This is a genomic window from Pseudarthrobacter sp. MOO14, from assembly GCF_058267675.1.
Genome location: NZ_CM177849.1, coordinates 1,211,549 through 1,227,484 on the forward strand (window position 1 = coordinate 1,211,549; position 15,936 = coordinate 1,227,484).

Genomic DNA, 15,936 nt, shown 5'->3' on the forward strand with positions numbered 1-15,936 from the left:
TTCCGTATCAACTCCCCCGCCCGAATCCCTTGCGGTTGCTGGGCAGATTCACCCCGTGATCACACGGTGAGCACACCAGCGCGGGAAAGCCCGCTGTCAGAGCCGGGCGGCATTCCCTGACAGCGGGCTGGCCTAGTGGGGGCACGTACTACCAGTTCCTCCCACCGCGCATGCCGGCGATCATACGCGCTGTATGGTCTAGGGCGGCCTCCGTGCGTGCGTCTGCGATCTCCGCAACGTATGCGTTGAACTCCCGGCCGTCCACAACCAGCGTAATGCTGGAGGGGAAGCTGGCGCCCTGTTGCGGCCAGGACCCGGTCCTGTTTGCCTGCAGTACGTTCCCGAGCCCGAGGGACTGCACAGATGCCCGGTTGATGACGACCTCACCGGGGGTGAGCATCGCCGGGACCGTGTCCGTCCCCGAGGGCCGGAACGGCACCCCGCCACCACCGGCCCGGTACAGGATCTCCCCACCATCGGCGTGGTTGTAGGCGTTGTCCTGCGCGTACTGGTTGGCGGCGTTCATGGAGTTGGCGATCGCGTTGCCGCTGATCCCGTTGACCGCCGGCCCGTCCCGCACCTCCTGGATGTGCGTCACCGAGTAGATGTCAACGGTTTTGCCGGTCAGGGAGTTGATCGCGGACTGGAAGCCCTGAAGCTTCTTCTCCGCTTCGGCCTTGTCGATGTCCACCTTGGTGGGCGGCACAGACTTCGGGATGGTCAGCAGGTTATCGACGTAGGCGGTCACGGCGTCCTTGTCCACACCGTGAGCTACCGCGTTGTCGATGATCTGCGTCCGCATGGCCTCCATCTGTTCCTTGGCCTTGCCGGTGGAATCGTCCAGCCCGCCGTTGGCCTCCACCACTGCCTGCAGCCCTTGAACCTGGGTGTTGAGTTGGCCGCGGAGCGCGACCGACGCCGCGGACATGTCGCTGATGCTGGTGGTCGTGAAGGTGATTTTTTTGCCGGTTTTGTCCACATGGTCGCCCATGTTCGCCAGAGAGGAGTCGAACGAGTTCTGCGCCTGAGCTGCGGAGATCGCCTTGCCGTTGAGCCCGTCAAGCGTCATCTTCAGCAAGCCCGCGGCGTCATTCTGCTGCTGCATCTTCGCCGTGGTCTCGGCGGTGGACTGCCCTGCCTTGTCTTGGGCGTCCTTGGCCGCCAGAAGCGCCTGGACCGTGGTCCCGTATTGGGTGGCCTCTGCCTGCAGGGCCGCGGTCTGCGCGGACGTGGCTGCCGTCTGATCGCTGTTGGCCTGCTTTGACCGGTCGATCGCGTCCGTCTGGGACTTGACCTGCCCAGTGACCACGTCGATGGCCTTGCCCATGTCGTTCTGCGCCTGGGTGGCCATGTAGATACCGGTGTTGGCGTCCACGACGCCCTGGGTCCAGTCGTTCTGGAACTCCTTGCCGGCCTTCACGGCGTCGTTGACCTTGTTGATAGCGTCCGTGCTGCCCAGGACGGCATCGGTCAGAGTTTTCTGCGAGATACCGAGGGTCCGGGCAGCGTCGAAAGCCCCGGCGTCGGAGAGCGCCTTGGCGGCCTGCGCCTGGACGTGGGCACCGATGGCGTTGGTATCGTCCTTCAGCGCCTGGGTGTAGTCCTGCACGGCGGCAGTGGCTTTGTCGGTACCAAGGGCTGACGTGGCCGCCGCGATGCCCACCCCGGCGATCAAGGCCGTGAGAACCCCGACGACTGGGACGGCGAGGTTAGCCATCACCCCGGTGAAGCCGATGGCCTCAGCCACGGAAATGATCAAGGTGGACACCCCAGGCGCGAAGGCCATCCGCAGGGCTGGCCCTACAAGAGTCGCTGTCGTGACCAGCCCGGCGAGGACCGGGAGGGGGAGTGCATTGAGCCCGTCCGTCAACCCGTTCAGGAGGCTGATCATGACCGGCCCAAGCGGGGCGAACGCGGAGAGGATGTGCCCAGCTGTGATGACGAGGTTTTCCAGGAGGTGCATCACGGAGGGCAGGTTGTCGATGGAATAGGAGATGAACGACTGAAAGCCGGAAGTCCCATTGAAGGAGAACAGCCATGCGACGAACTTGCTAAGCTCGACCTCTCCGGCTTGAATCAGCGGGTTCATGGTCTGAAGCCCGTCCAGGACGCCCCGGAGGGCGGTCCCGCCCATCACGCCAAGTGCGGCTGAGCCTTGGCCGATCATGTTGGTCAGAAACGGCATCCGGTTGTTGATGTCGCCAACGATGTTGTTGAAGGAGGACAGCATCGCGTTGGCGCTGGTCCCGGCGAGGGCGTTCATGTCTGTCTTCAGGCCCTGCAGCCCGGCGGCGTACTGGTTGCCGACAGAATCCCCGACTTCCATGGCGTCCTTGATGCCCTTGAAGGCCAGCACACCGGAGAGGCCCATGACACCGAACCCGACAGCGAGGCCCGTGGCGGCCCCGGCGATCGGGGCGGCGGCGGCGAGGATACCCGGGGCCAGCGCCATCAAGACCTGCAGCCCACTGACCCGGTCCCGGTTCGCCCGGACCCCGGCCTTCGTGGACTCGGTGTTCTTGTCCTGCTCCTCCGTGTCCCGCGCCAGCAGGCCAGCGTGCTTGGCCTGGGCGTCGGACTCGGCGTTTGTCGCCCGGGTGAGGGCCAACCTTGCGGACGCGGCCTGAAGGGAATCCTCACCGTACTTCTGGGTGACGATGTCCAGCTTCTCCTGAGCGATCGTGGAGCGCTGGAACGCAATGTCCAGGTCCCGTTCGGCCTTGGCGACAGCTTCCAGTTTCGCCAGTGCCGGGCCAACGTTCGCGTCTACCTTGACCTTGGGCTCCAGTGCCCCGACTTCCTTGGCCTCCGTCTTCGCTTCGGTCATGCCCCGCTTGAAGTCGGAGTCATCGACTTTGAGGACCGCCTCGATGCTGCCGACATTGTGCGTGCCGCCGCTCATGGGGTGCCCTCCCCCGGCTCAGGACGGCCCAGCAGGGTGTTCAGACGGCCCTTCTCCTGGGCTTCCATGATCTCCTCAGCGGACATGCTCCGGAGCTGCTCAGCTGTGACCTGTGAACGCTGGTAGACCGTCTGCTGTTCGCCGCTCATTCGCCGTACGCCTTGGCCTTGGATACTTCCTGCAGCCGGAGGCGCTGGACCTCCTCTGCGGTGAAGGGCTCATCCTTGGCAATGACTGCGCCGTTGGGCCCGCGGTAGAAGTAGTTGCCGGACGGTCCGGCGGATTCCGTATCGATGGCGGCCAGGTCACCGAACAAGTCCACGCCAGCGTCCACATTCTCAACCCGCTTGAGCTTGCCCTCCCGGGTCACGAGATCCAGCGCCCTGTTCAGGAACACGTCCCTATTGATCTGTTCCACCCTGCGGTGGCCAACCTTCACCCCGTCAAGGCCACCCGAACCGCCATTCGGAGTCAGGCCAACGCGGCCATGTGCGGCCGGCGGCGGAGTGGGGTTGATGTGTTCGGGGATGCCCAGATTCACAGCACGCTCCCGGTAACCCCGGATGCGGCTATTCCGTGCCTCCACGGAATCCGAGAACTCCCGGATGGCGTCGGTCACCGCTTTGAGCTTCTCCGCCAGTTCTGCGCCCTCGCCCTGGGCATGCTCTTGAATCTCAGCGTGCAGGGCTTCGCAGGCTGCCAGCCGGGCGGCCGCCTTCGCCTTATCTGCCTTCCGGCGGGCCGCTTCCTGGCGCAATCGCACGAACGACAGCAGGCCGCGGGCTTTCTCCACCTCCTCGAACGTCACCGACTCGTCACCGTCGCGGACCTTCTCTTCGAGGCTCGCGACGAGATCCGCGGCTTCGCGTGCTTCCTGCTCCGCTTCCGCGATGATGGCCCGGGGGCTGGGTTCTGTGGTGGTCATGCTGCCTGGTTCCTTAGGACGTTTTCCAATGAATCGATGTCAACTACCCAGTTACGGCGGCCTACCCGGCGTGCCACGACCCGGCCGGATGATGCGAGCCGGCGGATGTGCCGTTCACTCATTCCGGTCCGAGCCGCGGCGTCCATGACACCCAACCAACTGGATGAAGACAGCCTCCCAATTGGTGGTCCTTTAACGGCCATGAGTGCCGGGCGGGAGAGATTTTGGCCTGCGGCGTCCTGCAGGGCCTTGTACACGGGGAGCGCCCACCGGGGCACGCCCGCTCCGTTCACCCTGCCTTGCTGCGCCTGGTCCCTTATGAGGGCCCTGAGGACGGCATCAGCCACCGGGCCGGTGATCAGGTCCTCCAGGCCGGGCTCCTGCGGGTCAGCCAAGGCCGTGCCCGTCTTCGCCAGGGGTGTTGTACTCCGGGAGGTACACGGGAGCCCATGCTCCGGGGGCACGGCCCGGGGTCCAGTCCTCCGGCCAGCCGAGGCGCATCCATCGGACGGCTTCGCCTGTCAGGACGGCGTCCTCATCCGGGAGGGAGTCCGCCTGCACTTGCCGGATCATCGCGGCGTAGCCGGCGTCAACGATGACCGTGACGCGTTGGCCGGTGGCGTTCGCTGTGGCCCGGATGAGTCCAGCGCCTTTCGTTGACGGGTGCAACCCGTAGTAGGCCGGGTATTCGACGGCAGTGAGGGTGTGTGTGGTGAAGTTGTCCTGGTCCATTGGGTGTCCGTTCTCTAGGTGCTGATGTTGGATGGGTGTGCTCACCGTGTGATCACGGGGCGAAAGTTCCTTGTAGTTCCGGGGATAAACGGGTGGCGAACTGTTCCCCAATCAGCTGGCATGCTGGTTGACCGGTCAAAGGGATGGCGTGGCCCAACGCGTGCGTGTGCATTGGCCCGCTTCGACCGGTCAAAGCGCATCGTCGTCGTCAGGCACGACGCCATGGGCGTCCAGCCATGCCTGTATGTCCTTCAGGCTGCGACTCTTCGGGCGGCTGTAGCTGAACCTGTCGCGCCTCCCACGATCGTCTTGTGGGGTGAAACCAGGGATGCCTTGGTCGTCCTGCTCCTGTAGCTCCCGCCGCATGTGGGCCGCTATCTCTTCCTCATCCGCAAGGAGTTGCTGGAGGCGTGGGTCCGGACGGTTCAGTATTCGGCGGGCCCGCTCGATCTGCTTCAACGCTGCGCGGCGGTGCTTGTTGTCCCGCTGCCGCTTCCGCCGTGCTGCCCCGGTCCTGAGGGAGTCCCCCGCAAGGCGTGCCAGGCGCTGTTCTGCGGCGTCCATAGTCCCTTCCGGCGCCAGCACCCGGGCCAGTGCCTTGATGGCGTCTACGGACGGCCGTCTGCGCCCATGCTCCAGTCGGGAAATATGAGTGATGCCGATGCCTGCCAGCTTCCCCAACTGCTCCTGAGTCAGCCCCGCCGCTTTCCGCATGGCCCGGACTTCCGTACCGAACGGCTGCAAGAGTTCCCGTTCTGCATCGTCCACCAGTCCGCGGGTGTCCGTGTTGCCGTCCAGCCGTGGCCTAACCCGCGTACGCGCACGGCCGGCGTTCGCACCGTGTGCATTGGGGGGCGTTTCCGAACGGTTCGGATTCGAAGCTGGCCCAACGTGCGCGTGTACACGAGAGGCATCGGAACCGTTCCGTGCGTTCGTACCGTCCGAACCGTCGTCGTGGCCCAACGCGCCCGCGTCCGCACGCGCAAGGTGCGTACCGTACGCATTCGTTCCTGTCATTTGGTGTGGTCCTTTCTGGAGTGGATGCAGTCGGTTTCGTGGGCGTAGTGGGTGACGTAGTCGCCGTGGACGACGGTGACCACACACTGGTCGCATTGGGAGGGCATGACGTAGCCGATGCCATGGAGTTCTGTGGGGGTCATGCGCTTTGTTCCTCTTCTGGGGCTTCGATTTCTCGGGGTGGGTTGCACCATTCGTATTGCCTGGGCACGGTGGGGAGGCCACGGGCTGCGTCGTACTGGGCTTGCAGGCGCATGCCGTTGGCTATGGTGTTCTGCATCTTCTGAGACGTCGTCAGCTTCCCGCCCTGGTGGTAGGCGGGATCCCATGGGCTGAGGGGCTTGGCGGCGGCCTTGGCTTTGGCCTCTGCGAGCCGTTCGGCGTTATGCAGGGCCCGCTGCTCTTTCTTCCAGCCGATCTCTTCCGAGACGCTCATCCCTTCCGGGGGTGTGCCTGGGGTCCAGTAGTCCTTGCCGAGGATGGCGTCCACGTCGATCTCCCCCATGTGGGTGGGATCGTCGGTCCAGCGTTCTTGGTTCAGCCACGTTGCCGGCTGTGCGGTGAACTTGGGGTCTTCACCTTTGCGCTCTGCCGCGTAGCGCCTGGCCCCTGCTATGAGTTCCTCAGCGGTGGCACCGTTGTTGCGGGCCTTGGTGTAGGCGTTAGTGGCCGCTCCCCTAGCTATGTGCTTGGGGTAGACCGCATACCACTCGGTAAAGTCCTCCGCTATCTGCTTAGCTAGGGCAGCTTTGGAGAGTGGAGGCTTTTTAGCAGGGAGATCAAGGTCTATCTCCCCCTGCTCCCGTGTTGCTGCTGCAGGTGACTCTGGCACCTCAGGCGAGGTTGCTCCTGCAGATATTCCTATACGTTCTTCCTCCAGTTCATCCTGTACTCCTAGGGGGCAATGATCTGTTGGGTCAGTACCAACGATCTGTTGGGCCAATGGGGCAACGTTTTGTTGGGTCATAGGGGCAACAGAATGTTGGGGCTGTTGGGCCAATGAATCGTTGGGTACTGGGGCAACGTTTTGTTGGGTCTGTCCTGGCCTGTGGAGGTACAGGGAATACTCCGCACGGTTCCTGAAGCGGGCATCCCCGCTGGAGACAATGACGCCCTCTTTCACAAGCCTGGCGACTGCCTTACGGACGACTTCGTAAACGCTGGCCCGGGCCTTGCGTGCGGCCTCCGCTTCGGGGGTGTTGTCAGCGTCGTCTGGCTTTGCTGGCACAGATTTTCCCAGCGCCGCCGCGAGGTCATCACGGCCGGCGAAGTAGCGGGGCGGGGTCCCGTTGTCCATGGACACGAGAGCCATGCGGCAGAGCACCCGGAAGGACCGGTCATCCAGCGCCGTCCAGTAGGTAAAGGCGAGGGCTACGTTTCCAGCTCCCACGGGGTGGTACCTCCAATCCGTGTAGTTAGTCAGTGGGAGAACTGGAGGCGTCTACCCAACGAAACATGGGCGGGATGCTGGCTTCGGTGGGCGCCGGGCCATGTGCGGTGTACGGATTCTTGGCGGCTACGGCGGCATCGTTCAGCGGTCCACGGTGGGTGGTCCCGTGCCAGTAGCCGGACGCCCAAGCGGCGGCCAGGTCTGCTTCAGTGATCATCTGTGGTGGCTCCAGTCTGGGAGAGGGTGGCGGTGGCTGCTGTGGCCTGTTCTGCGGCCTTGGCGAGCCTCCGGCGGAGGAAGTCCAACCCTTCTGGCCGGACCATGGTGGTGGTCGTGGGAACGGTTTCGCCTCTGCGGTTTCGGTAGCTGCCGAGCTTCACGTCAAAGTGGTGCAGGTAGCGCTGGTACGGCAGGTTGTTGCCCTGGAGGACGCCCATGCGGCGCAGGTCCCGGTACAGGATGTTCGGGCCGTAGCCAAGGGCCTTAGCGGCTGCCTGCATGGACAGGAGTCCGTCCGTTTCCATGAGCGCGTCGTACGCCTCGACCTTGGGCGCTGTTGCCTCCAGTTGCTCACACGAGTCCGCGAGTTGGCGGAGCGCGTCAGCGAAGCTCTGCGGAAGCGTGTACGCCGGACCTGCCGTGTACGCGCCGGTCTTGCGCAAGATCGGCAGCACCTCCCCCGTGATCCAGCGGCGGAACTTGACGGCCTCCGGCTTGTCCGAGCGGATGACCACCTCGTACATGCCGGCCTCGTTGACGACACTGGCGGTCTGCTTGCGGCCCATAGAGTCGATGACCTCAGCCTGGCTTAGGGCATCCGGGTCAATCCGCTGGGAGATCATCGTGGCGTTGCGCAGGCCCAGGACCGTGCAAAGGTCAGCGAGGACGAACCAGGGCTCGCCGTCCATTTGCAGGGTGCGGACCTCGTGGCCGGCGTAGAGGAACGGTTGAAGGGCGCTCACAGGTCGATCAGCCCCTGTGCCGCCATGCGGATGCTTGCGGCACCCTTGCACCGCGGGTCCAATGCAGCAGCCGTAGCCAGCCTTGCGAGGCCCGGGAAGTCCTGCAGGTTCCGGGAAGCCCAGAGAGCATCCAGCACGTCATCGATGGGCCATTCGGGCCGGAAGCTGCAGACCAGTCCGGCCAGGTTCTGCCAGTGGTGCCGGCGGAGCTGAGGGGTGGCTTCCGTGGCGTAGACGTCGCGTTCTGCTGTAGTGTTCATCTTGATCTTTCTTCCTTCTGGGTGATGGTGGGTGGATTCTTGGGAGTCAGTTGACGCTGGCTCCCTTTTTTGTGCCTCAGGCTGCGTCCTGAGGCTGGTCCTCATTGAGCAGAGCCCGAATTGCGCTGGTGGGAATGAGGATGCGGCTCCCGACCCGCAGGCTTTTGATGCGGCCCTGCCGTACGAAGTCGTACGCCTGGCCTCGACCGATCCCCAAGACAACTTTCAGTTCGTCCACTGAGGCGGTTGGTTTCCGGAGGATGGCCTGAACTTCCTCCGTGTAGGTTCCCTGCATGATGTCCCCTGTCTAGCGTTTGCTTTCGCTGCAAGTTTTTCCTTGCGAGATTGACACTACACATGACCTCCGGTCTTTGCAAGTGCTTTCTTGTGTGTCAAGATATTTCTTGACAACCACTGGAGAGGACAACAGATGACCTGGGATATGTCACGCGTAGTCGGGCACAACGCACGGGCCCGGCGCACAGAGCTTGGTATGGAGATAGCGACGTTCGGGACCCGAATGGAAGAAGCATTGGGCCGGCCGTGGAAGCGGCAGACCGTGTCAGCCATGGAGAACGGCGACCGGGCCATGACCGCTAACGACCTGGTGGCCGTGGCTCACGTTCTGGAGACAACGCCATCACTCCTGCTTGTTCCACCTCTGGCCGCCAAGACGGTAGAAGTGGGTCACCTGATTGTTGACCGCCACCTCCTACTGGGTCTCCCCGAGAACCTTGCGGGCTCATCCGATGCAACCGTGGCCCTACTTCGGGACCTCATGGATGAGGTCCGCCAGGCTTGGGCCGCCGCCGGCAGGGCGCAGGAGATCCTAACGGCAGAAGTTGCGGACCGACTCAAATCCATTGACGACAGAATCGCTGCGCACGTATCGGGCGCGGAGAAGGGAGCATCCGATGGCCAAAGTAACTAGGCGGTGCGGCTGCCGGGACGAGAACGGCAAGCAGTACGGCGCTGCGTGCCCGAAGCTGAAGAGCTACCGGCATGGGACGTGGGGCTATCGCCTGTCGGCCGGTTTCAACCCGGTCACGGGCAAACGGCAATACGTGACGAACTACAGCTTCACGTCCTCCGGGGATGCTGAAGAGGCCATGCGGGAGGCTGAGAAGCAACTCCGCGGCCAGGTGTACGACTTCAAGAAGACCACCACCGCCGCATACTTGACGGAGTGGCTGGAAGGCCAGGAGCGGCACGCCCAGCTGAAGCCCTCCACGCTGCGCATGTACAAGCGGTACATCCACAACGATGTGGTGCCAGCCTTCGGGTCCAAGATCCTCCTGAAGGACCTCCGCCGCCCCCACGTGGCTGGTCTGATCAAGGGCCTGCAGGACGCTGGCCGGGGCGCTGTGACCATCAAGCGGATCCACGCCACCCTCTCGAGCGCCCTCACTGACGCCGTCCAGGATGGGCTGCTGGCTGAGAACGTGGCTGCCGGGGCTCGCCTGCCCAAGGTTGAGAAGAAGAAGATCAAGGTTTGGGAGCCGTCCGACGCCGGCCGCTTCCTTGATGCCGTCGCGGAGCACCGCCTGGGCGCCATGTTTGAGGTCGCCGTCCTCACGGGCATGCGCCGCGGGGAGCTGTGCGGCCTCAGGTGGCAGGACATCGACCTTCCCGGCCGCCGCCTGTTCGTCCGGGTCCAGCTCGTGCAAGTGGGGAAGGACATCATCGAGGGGACCATCAAGACCGACGCCGGGCAGGACCGCGTGGTGGCCCTCTCAGACCGCGCTGTGGCCGCTCTGATCGCCTGGAAGATCCAGCAGGACCAAGAGCGCCAGAAGTGGGCTGAGGCGTACACGGACAGCCGCCGGGTGTTCACCTATGAGGATGGCCGGCAGCTCCGCCCCGGCTACGTGTCCAAGCTCTTCGAACTGACGGTGAAGAAGCTGGGGCTGCCCATGATGCGGCTGCATGACCTGAGGCACCTACATGCCTCGCTGATGCTTGCCAGCGGCCAGGATCTCGCCATCGTGTCCAAGTCCATGGGCCACAGCAACAGCCAGATCACCCGGGACCTGTACGCCCACATGGTGGGTGACGCCGCCCGGAATGCAGTGGAAGGTGCGGCCTCTTTGCTGCCTGCGCGTAAGAGTGTGCTCACAACTGTGCTCACTGGGCATGAAAAAAGCCCCTCCGGTCTCTCCTAAGAGATCCCGGAAGGGCTAAATTCCTTGCCATTACTGGCTGGTGGCAGATGAGGGATTCGAACCCCCGTAGGCGTTGCCAGCTGATTTACAGTCAGCCCCCTTTGGCCGCTCGGGTAATCTGCCGAACTTCAAAAGAAGTACCCGCCGATGCAGTGTTCGGAGCGTCCGTTTCCGGTCCGTTCCGCTTCCAGTAACCGCGGGCAAGACAACTTTACAGAACTTCCGGCGAAGAATCGAATCGGGCCCTGCAGCACCCATAATCCCCTGGAATGACGGGAAAAGACGCCCCCGGTCAGGCTTCACCCAGGATGCGCCCTGCGAGCTTGGCTTCGAAACTGAGCGCCTGCTCTGCGGTGATCTGGTTCAACTGCACCGCCCGCTGGAGGTCGGCCCGCACGCCGTCCATCCGCGAGGACGCGTCCGCCACCGGGCTGAAGACGATCGAGGCCGCCACCGCCGCAGCGGCCACCGAGGTTGCTGCCGTTGCCACCGCCCCGGCTGCTGCTGAGGTGGTCCGGGTAACGTAACGGGCGGCTTTGCGGTGCATGGTGTTCCCTTCGAGCATTTACAACTGCTCCAACTCTCGCCAAGGCGCCTTCGTTCCCGCGGTGCGTCCGCTGAGAGGGAACTGTGAATTCATCGCCACCCCCGGGTGGGGCATCCGTATTAGGCTTGATGCCAGCGATCCCGGCCCTGTTACGCGCAGGGCTCCCATCAGCAAAAGGAGAGTCATGGCAGGCGAGTCAACGTTCGACGTCGTAAGCAAAGTGGACAAGCAGGAAGTGGCCAACGCCCTCAACCAGGCCCAGAAGGAACTCACGCAGCGCTACGACTTCAAGGGCGTCGGCGCGGAGGTGGACTTCAGCGGCGAGAAGATCCTCATGAAGGCCAACTCGGAGGAGCGCGTCCTGGCCGTCCTGGACGTGCTGCAGTCCAAGCTGATCCGCCGGGGCATCTCACTGAAGTCACTGGACACCGGCGAGCCCTACGCCTCCGGCAAAGAATTCCGCCTGGAAGCCTCCATCAAGGAGGGCATCGCCCAAGACCTGGCCAAGAAGATCAACAAGCTGATCCGCGACGAGGCCCCCAAGTCGGTCAAGTCGCAAATCCAGGGCGATGAGCTGCGCGTCTCCTCCAAGTCCCGTGACGACCTCCAGGCCACCATGGCGCTCCTGAAGGACTTTGAGGAAGCCGATCTGCAGTTCGTGAACTTCCGCAGCTAGGCTGCCGCCGCAGGCGTTCCCTGCGCGCACATGCGTGCAGGGAGCGGCTACAGCTGACGGCCGGCCATCCGCTCGAGCCGGGCGATCCGGTCCCGCATGGGCGGGTGGGTGGCGAACAGCTTGTTCATGGCGCCCCCACGGAACGGGTTGGCGATCATCAGGTGCGAGGCGTTGACCAGGCGCTGGTCCGGCGGCAGCGGAGCAATGCTGACGCCGCGCTCAATCTTGGCCAGGGCTGAGGCAAGCGCCAACGGATCGCCGGTCAGCTGCGAACCGTCCTCGTCGGCGTCGTATTCCCTGGTTCGGGAGATGGCCATCTGGATCAGTGACGCCGCGAAGGGCGCCAGCAAAGCCATGGCGATCATGGCCAGCGGGTTGGCGTTCCGCCGGTCTCCCCCGCCGAAGAACAGGAGCATCTGCCCCACCGAGGTGATGACGCCGGCGACGGCGGCAGCCACCGAGGAGGTGAGGATGTCGCGGTTGTACACGTGCATGAGTTCGTGCCCCAGCACACCCCGGAGCTCGCGGGCATCCAGGAGCTGAAGGATGCCCTCGGTGCAGCAGACGGCCGCGTTGCGCGGGTTGCGTCCGGTGGCGAACGCGTTGGGGTTCATGGTGGGCGACACATAGATGCGCGGCATGGGCTGGTTGGCGCGGGCCGAGAGCTCCCGGACAATCTGGTAAAGCTGCGGGGCCTGCGCTTCGGTGACCGGAAAAGCCTGCATGGACCGGATGGCGATCTTGTCGCTGTTCCAGTACCCGTAGAAGGTGGTGCCGACGCCGATCAGGGCCATGATCCAGATGGGGGCCGAGCTGCGTGTCCCCACGCCGATCAGGCCGCCGAGACCCAGCAGCACCGCCCACAGGACGCCAAACAGGGCCGCAGTCTTCAAGCCGTTGTGATGATTGTGCACGTTTCCTCCTCACTAAGGGAACGGTCCGCTAAGGTACCGGGTTCCGGGCGTCATACCGGCGGAATCCCGGCTGCAGCTGAGCCGCCAGCCAGGCGCCCGCGATGCACAACAGACCGCCGAGCAGCAGGACCCAGCCCTCATTCAAAATCCTAGTCGCGCCGCCGGCCAGCAGGTCGCCGATCCGCGGTCCGCCGGCCACCACCACGATGAAGACCCCTTGAAGCCGCCCGCGCAGGTGGTCCGGGGCGGCCGCCTGGAGAATGGTGTTGCGGAAGACGCTGCTGATGGAGTCCGCGATGCCGGCCAGGGCGCAGCAGACGGCAGCCGGCACCAACCACAGGGTGGCGCCGCCGCCCGGCGCCCGGCCGGCCAGCAGAACCACCAGCCCGAAGGCCCCGATGGATGCGCCCCAGCCCATGACGGAAACCACGACGGCGGTCCCCTGGCGGCGCACGCTGCCCAGCGGGCCGGAGAACAGCCCGGCAAGAAAGGCGCCGACGGCGGTGCATGCCAGCAGGATGCCCACGGTTGCCTCTCCGCCGCCGATCATCACGGCGGCAACGGCGGGCAGCAGCGCCCGCGGCTGGGCAAGGATCATGGCGATGAGGTCGATGATGAACGTCATGCGGAGGTTGGGCCGGGTGCCAAGGAACCGGAATCCCTCCACCACGGAGCGGATCCCCGCCTTGCGCTGGCCCCCGGTGGGCGCCATGGGCGGCAACCGGTACACAGCCCACAGCACAAACGCGAAGCTCACGAAATCGATGGTGTACGTCCAGCCGAAGCCCAGCCACGCGACAAGGAGGCCGGCCAGCAGGGGCCCGGCGGTCATGGCAAGGCCCAGGGAGAGCATGCTCAGGGCGTTGGCGGCAGGCAGGAGTTCCTTGCGGATGAGCATGGGAATGATGGCGCTGCGGGCCGGCTGGTTGATGGCCTGCGCCCCGCTCTGCAGTGCCACCAGCAGGTACAGCACCCACACGTTGCCCAGCTGCACCCAGGCCTGCAGGGCAATGAGGCCGGTGGTCAACCAGAGCACCGCAGTGGCCAGCAGGGCGATGCGCCGGCGGTCGTGCGCGTCCGCAATGGAACCGCCCATGAGCCCGCCCACCACCAGCGGAACCAGCGCAAAGACGCCCAGCAGGCCAACATAAAAGCTGTCCTGGGTGAGCCGGTACACCTCGAGGCTTACGGCCACCAGGGTGAGTTGGCTGCCCACGGCGGATACCGCCGAGCCGAGCCAGAGCCGGCGGAATGCGGGGCTCTCCTTGAGCGGCGTCATGTCAGCAAGCAGTTTCCCCACCCTGCAACCCTAATGTCACCTGGACCGCCTGCCGTTCACCAGGAATTGGCGGGAGGTTAGCCGCGCCTTATTGCGATAAATTCAAAATAAGTGTTTGAATGGAGCCATGACGGAGCACTTTGACGGCCAGGACGCTTGGGCTGCGGCCCTGCGCGCCCACGGCCGCAGGGTGACCAAGCAGCGGCTCGCTGTTCTGGCCGCCGTCGAACGCCACCCGCATTCACCTGCCGAAAGCATCCTGGCCGCCGCCCGGGCCGAACTGCCCGAGCTGACGGCCCAGTCTGTCTACGTGGTCCTGGGCGACCTGACGGACCTGCACATGCTGCGCCGCTTCGAGCCCCCGCACTCCCCCGCGCTGTACGAGACACGCGTGGGCGACAACCACCACCACGCCATCTGCATCAGCTGCGGGCGGGTGGAGGACGTGGACTGCGCCGTCGGCCATGCCCCGTGCCTCACGCCCCACTGGAACCCTGACGCCAAGCCCATGACCATCCAGATCGCGGACGTCATGTACCAGGGCATCTGCCAGGACTGCCAGCGGGCCCAGCAACTTCCTCCCCATAGTCCCTCGCAAGAAAAAGAGAAATAGGAGAACAATGACTGCCGTTTCCACAACCCAGTCAGGTGCGCCGGTTACGTCCGACGCTCACTCGAAGTCAGTTGGTGCCGACGGTGCCATCATCCTGACCGACCACTACCTCATCGAAAAGCTTGCCCAGTTCAACCGCGAACGGGTTCCGGAGCGCGTAGTGCACGCCAAGGGCGGCGGCGCCTTCGGCACGTTCAAGGCCACTGAGGACATCTCCAAGTACACCAAGGCCGCGTTCCTGCAGCCGGGCGCCGAGACCGAGATGCTGATCCGCTTCTCCTCCGTCGCCGGCGAGAACGGTTCCCCGGACACCTGGCGCGATCCCCGCGGTTTTGCCGTGAAGTTCTACACCACCGAGGGCAACTACGACCTCGTGGGCAACAACACCCCCGTCTTCTTCATCCGCGACGGCATCAAGTTCCCGGACTTCATCCACTCGCAGAAGCGCCTCCCGGGCACGCACCTGCGTGACGCCGACATGCAGTGGGACTTCTGGACCCTGTCCCCCGAGTCCGCACACCAGGTCACCTGGCTCATGGGTGACCGCGGCCTGCCTGCCTCGTGGCGCGAAATGCAGGGCTACGGCTCGCACACCTACCAGTGGATCAACGCCGCAGGCGAGCGCTTCTGGGTCAAGTACCACTTCAAGTCCAACCAGGGCGTGAACTCCATGACCAGCGAGCAGGCTGAGCAGCTGGCCGGTTCCGACGCGGACTTCTACATCCGCGACCTGTCCGAGAACATCGCCGCCGGCAACTTCCCCTCCTGGGACCTGCACGTCCAGGTGATGCCGTACGAGGACGCCAAGACCTACCGCTTCAACCCTTTCGACCTGACCAAGGTGTGGCCGCACGGCGACTACCCGCTGATCAAGGTTGGCACCATGGAACTGAACCGCAATCCGGAGAACTACTTCGCGCAGATCGAGCAGGCCACCTTTGCGCCGTCGAACTTCGTCCCCGGCATTGCCGCCTCGCCGGACAAGATGCTGCAGGCCCGCATCTTCTCCTACGCCGATGCGCACCGCTACCGCGTGGGCACCAACCACGCCCAGATCCCGGTGAACCAGCCCAAGAACCAGGTCAACAACTACAGCCAGGACGGCGCCGGACGCTACCTGTTCAACGCCCCGTCGGTTCCGGTCTATGCACCGAACTCCGTGGGCGGCCCCGCTGCGGTTGAGCCGCAGAACCCGGCCGGCGGCTGGGAGAACGACGGCGGGCTGACCCTTGCCGCGCACTCCCTCCACGCGGAGGACAGCGACTTCGTGCAGGCCGGTGCGCTGTACCGCGAGGTCTACGACGAGGCCGCCAAGGCCCGGTTCCTGGAGACCATTTCCGGTGCAGTGGGCGGCGTCAAGAGCGCCGACATCAAGGAACGGGCCATCCAGTACTGGACCAACGTCGACGCCGAACTCGGCGCCAAGCTGCGCGCCAACCTCGGCGCAGGGGATGCCCCCTCCGCTCCGACGTCGGCCGCAGAGTCCGCCAACAAGGTCGGCTAGTACCGCCTTCAGGCCCGCGGGCCACAGAACACCCCGTTCCCGGACTGCCGGGA

At 64.6% G+C, this 15,936-nt stretch carries 19 protein-coding genes and 1 tRNA gene; 5 read left to right on the forward strand and 15 right to left on the reverse strand.

Going from position 1 to position 15,936, the window contains the following annotated elements; genetic code table 11:
• Window positions 1–148 precede the first annotated feature (148 nt).
• The 11 genes from AC4EEV_RS05630 to AC4EEV_RS05680 all read right to left on the reverse strand — a co-directional run bounded on the left by AC4EEV_RS05630 (window position 149) and on the right by AC4EEV_RS05680 (window position 8,483).
• Window positions 149–2,902, reverse strand: a complete 2,754-nt coding sequence (locus AC4EEV_RS05630; protein ID WP_491330329.1) for a hypothetical protein — start codon at window positions 2,900–2,902, stop codon at window positions 149–151.
• Complete coding sequence (locus tag AC4EEV_RS05635; protein ID WP_491330330.1) at window positions 2,899–3,051, reverse strand: hypothetical protein; 153 nt, start codon at window positions 3,049–3,051, stop codon at window positions 2,899–2,901. Before AC4EEV_RS05635 ends, AC4EEV_RS05630 begins: the two co-directional genes overlap by 4 nt.
• Window positions 3,048–3,827 carry a hypothetical protein gene (locus AC4EEV_RS05640; RefSeq protein ID WP_491330331.1) on the reverse strand — a complete coding sequence of 260 codons (780 nt, stop codon included), beginning with the start codon at window positions 3,825–3,827 and terminating at the stop codon, window positions 3,048–3,050. The genes AC4EEV_RS05635 and AC4EEV_RS05640 overlap by 4 nt, the downstream gene beginning before the upstream one ends.
• 387 nt (window positions 3,828–4,214) lie before the next feature.
• Window positions 4,215–4,559: a hypothetical protein gene (locus AC4EEV_RS05645; RefSeq protein ID WP_491330332.1), complete on the reverse strand. Its 345-nt coding sequence runs from the start codon at window positions 4,557–4,559 to the stop codon at window positions 4,215–4,217.
• Between the two features lie 189 nt (window positions 4,560–4,748).
• A complete protein-coding gene (locus AC4EEV_RS05650; protein WP_491330333.1) occupies window positions 4,749–5,327 on the reverse strand; it encodes a helix-turn-helix domain-containing protein in 579 nt (192 codons plus the stop codon).
• A 245-nt stretch (window positions 5,328–5,572) separates the two neighbouring features.
• Window positions 5,573–5,719, reverse strand: coding sequence for a hypothetical protein (locus tag AC4EEV_RS05655; RefSeq protein ID WP_491330334.1), 147 nt, complete (start codon window positions 5,717–5,719; stop codon window positions 5,573–5,575).
• Window positions 5,716–6,966: an LvrA C-terminal domain-related protein gene (locus AC4EEV_RS05660; RefSeq protein WP_491330335.1), complete on the reverse strand. Its 1,251-nt coding sequence runs from the start codon at window positions 6,964–6,966 to the stop codon at window positions 5,716–5,718. Before AC4EEV_RS05660 ends, AC4EEV_RS05655 begins: the two co-directional genes overlap by 4 nt.
• A 25-nt stretch (window positions 6,967–6,991) precedes the next feature.
• On the reverse strand, window positions 6,992–7,183 hold the full coding sequence (locus AC4EEV_RS05665; protein WP_491330336.1) for a hypothetical protein: 192 nt from the start codon (window positions 7,181–7,183) through the stop codon (window positions 6,992–6,994).
• A complete protein-coding gene (locus AC4EEV_RS05670) occupies window positions 7,173–7,928 on the reverse strand; it encodes a phage antirepressor (RefSeq protein WP_491330337.1) in 756 nt (251 codons plus the stop codon). The genes AC4EEV_RS05665 and AC4EEV_RS05670 overlap by 11 nt, the downstream gene beginning before the upstream one ends.
• The gene (locus AC4EEV_RS05675; protein ID WP_491330338.1) at window positions 7,925–8,188 is read right to left on the reverse strand and encodes a hypothetical protein; all 264 of its coding nucleotides are present in this window, start codon (window positions 8,186–8,188) and stop codon (window positions 7,925–7,927) included. The genes AC4EEV_RS05670 and AC4EEV_RS05675 overlap by 4 nt, the downstream gene beginning before the upstream one ends.
• Window positions 8,189–8,264: 76 nt before the next feature.
• On the reverse strand, window positions 8,265–8,483 hold the full coding sequence (locus AC4EEV_RS05680; protein WP_491330339.1) for a helix-turn-helix domain-containing protein: 219 nt from the start codon (window positions 8,481–8,483) through the stop codon (window positions 8,265–8,267).
• 225 nt (window positions 8,484–8,708) lie between these two features.
• Between AC4EEV_RS05680 and AC4EEV_RS05685 the strand changes: the two genes are divergently transcribed.
• Both AC4EEV_RS05685 and AC4EEV_RS05690 read left to right on the forward strand, forming a co-directional pair.
• Window positions 8,709–9,119, forward strand: coding sequence for a helix-turn-helix domain-containing protein (locus tag AC4EEV_RS05685; RefSeq protein WP_491330340.1), 411 nt, complete (start codon window positions 8,709–8,711; stop codon window positions 9,117–9,119).
• Window positions 9,103–10,350, forward strand: a complete 1,248-nt coding sequence (locus AC4EEV_RS05690; RefSeq protein WP_491330341.1) for a tyrosine-type recombinase/integrase — start codon at window positions 9,103–9,105, stop codon at window positions 10,348–10,350. Before AC4EEV_RS05685 ends, AC4EEV_RS05690 begins: the two co-directional genes overlap by 17 nt.
• Before the next feature lie 38 nt (window positions 10,351–10,388).
• Here AC4EEV_RS05690 and AC4EEV_RS05695 read toward each other — a convergent pair.
• Both AC4EEV_RS05695 and AC4EEV_RS05700 read right to left on the reverse strand, forming a co-directional pair.
• Window positions 10,389–10,473, reverse strand: a tRNA-Tyr gene (locus tag AC4EEV_RS05695).
• Window positions 10,474–10,642: 169 nt separating this feature from the next.
• Complete coding sequence (locus AC4EEV_RS05700; protein ID WP_285248574.1) at window positions 10,643–10,897, reverse strand: hypothetical protein; 255 nt, start codon at window positions 10,895–10,897, stop codon at window positions 10,643–10,645.
• Window positions 10,898–11,081: 184 nt separating this feature from the next.
• On the opposite strand from AC4EEV_RS05700, the gene AC4EEV_RS05705 reads away from it, so the two are divergent.
• Entirely contained in the window at window positions 11,082–11,573 is a 492-nt protein-coding gene (locus tag AC4EEV_RS05705; RefSeq protein WP_018760541.1) for a YajQ family cyclic di-GMP-binding protein, read from the forward strand.
• 47 nt (window positions 11,574–11,620) lie between these two features.
• Here the strand turns inward: AC4EEV_RS05705 and htpX are convergent, their stop codons facing one another.
• The gene (gene htpX, locus AC4EEV_RS05710) at window positions 11,621–12,487 is read right to left on the reverse strand and encodes a zinc metalloprotease HtpX (RefSeq protein ID WP_491330342.1); all 867 of its coding nucleotides are present in this window, start codon (window positions 12,485–12,487) and stop codon (window positions 11,621–11,623) included.
• A 28-nt stretch (window positions 12,488–12,515) separates the two neighbouring features.
• Complete coding sequence (locus tag AC4EEV_RS05715; RefSeq protein WP_109044315.1) at window positions 12,516–13,787, reverse strand: MFS transporter; 1,272 nt, start codon at window positions 13,785–13,787, stop codon at window positions 12,516–12,518.
• Between the two features lie 106 nt (window positions 13,788–13,893).
• On the opposite strand from AC4EEV_RS05715, the gene AC4EEV_RS05720 reads away from it, so the two are divergent.
• Entirely contained in the window at window positions 13,894–14,379 is a 486-nt protein-coding gene (locus tag AC4EEV_RS05720) for a Fur family transcriptional regulator (protein WP_018760544.1), read from the forward strand.
• A gap of 7 nt (window positions 14,380–14,386) precedes the next feature.
• Window positions 14,387–15,883, forward strand: coding sequence for a catalase (locus AC4EEV_RS05725; protein WP_491330343.1), 1,497 nt, complete (start codon window positions 14,387–14,389; stop codon window positions 15,881–15,883).
• Window positions 15,884–15,936 lie beyond the last annotated feature (53 nt).

What these genes read in the sequence shown, in the direction of transcription:
- AC4EEV_RS05675 (WP_491330338.1), bottom strand. Translation starts at nt 8,188, where the DNA reads ATGAACACTACAGCAGAACGCGACGTCTACGCCACGGAAGCCACCCCT.
- AC4EEV_RS05700 (WP_285248574.1), bottom strand. Translation starts at nt 10,897, where the DNA reads ATGCACCGCAAAGCCGCCCGTTACGTTACCCGGACCACCTCAGCAGCA.
- AC4EEV_RS05640 (WP_491330331.1), bottom strand. Translation starts at nt 3,827, where the DNA reads ATGACCACCACAGAACCCAGCCCCCGGGCCATCATCGCGGAAGCGGAG.
- AC4EEV_RS05645 (WP_491330332.1), bottom strand. Translation starts at nt 4,559, where the DNA reads ATGGACCAGGACAACTTCACCACACACACCCTCACTGCCGTCGAATAC.
- AC4EEV_RS05635 (WP_491330330.1), bottom strand. Translation starts at nt 3,051, where the DNA reads ATGAGCGGCGAACAGCAGACGGTCTACCAGCGTTCACAGGTCACAGCT.
- AC4EEV_RS05690 (WP_491330341.1), top strand. Translation starts at nt 9,103, where the DNA reads ATGGCCAAAGTAACTAGGCGGTGCGGCTGCCGGGACGAGAACGGCAAG.
- AC4EEV_RS05725 (WP_491330343.1), top strand. Translation starts at nt 14,387, where the DNA reads ATGACTGCCGTTTCCACAACCCAGTCAGGTGCGCCGGTTACGTCCGAC.
- AC4EEV_RS05665 (WP_491330336.1), bottom strand. Translation starts at nt 7,183, where the DNA reads ATGATCACTGAAGCAGACCTGGCCGCCGCTTGGGCGTCCGGCTACTGG.
- AC4EEV_RS05655 (WP_491330334.1), bottom strand. Translation starts at nt 5,719, where the DNA reads ATGACCCCCACAGAACTCCATGGCATCGGCTACGTCATGCCCTCCCAA.
- AC4EEV_RS05685 (WP_491330340.1), top strand. Translation starts at nt 8,709, where the DNA reads ATGGAAGAAGCATTGGGCCGGCCGTGGAAGCGGCAGACCGTGTCAGCC.
- AC4EEV_RS05720 (WP_018760544.1), top strand. Translation starts at nt 13,894, where the DNA reads ATGACGGAGCACTTTGACGGCCAGGACGCTTGGGCTGCGGCCCTGCGC.
- AC4EEV_RS05680 (WP_491330339.1), bottom strand. Translation starts at nt 8,483, where the DNA reads ATGCAGGGAACCTACACGGAGGAAGTTCAGGCCATCCTCCGGAAACCA.
- AC4EEV_RS05630 (WP_491330329.1), bottom strand. Translation starts at nt 2,902, where the DNA reads ATGAGCGGCGGCACGCACAATGTCGGCAGCATCGAGGCGGTCCTCAAA.
- AC4EEV_RS05705 (WP_018760541.1), top strand. Translation starts at nt 11,082, where the DNA reads ATGGCAGGCGAGTCAACGTTCGACGTCGTAAGCAAAGTGGACAAGCAG.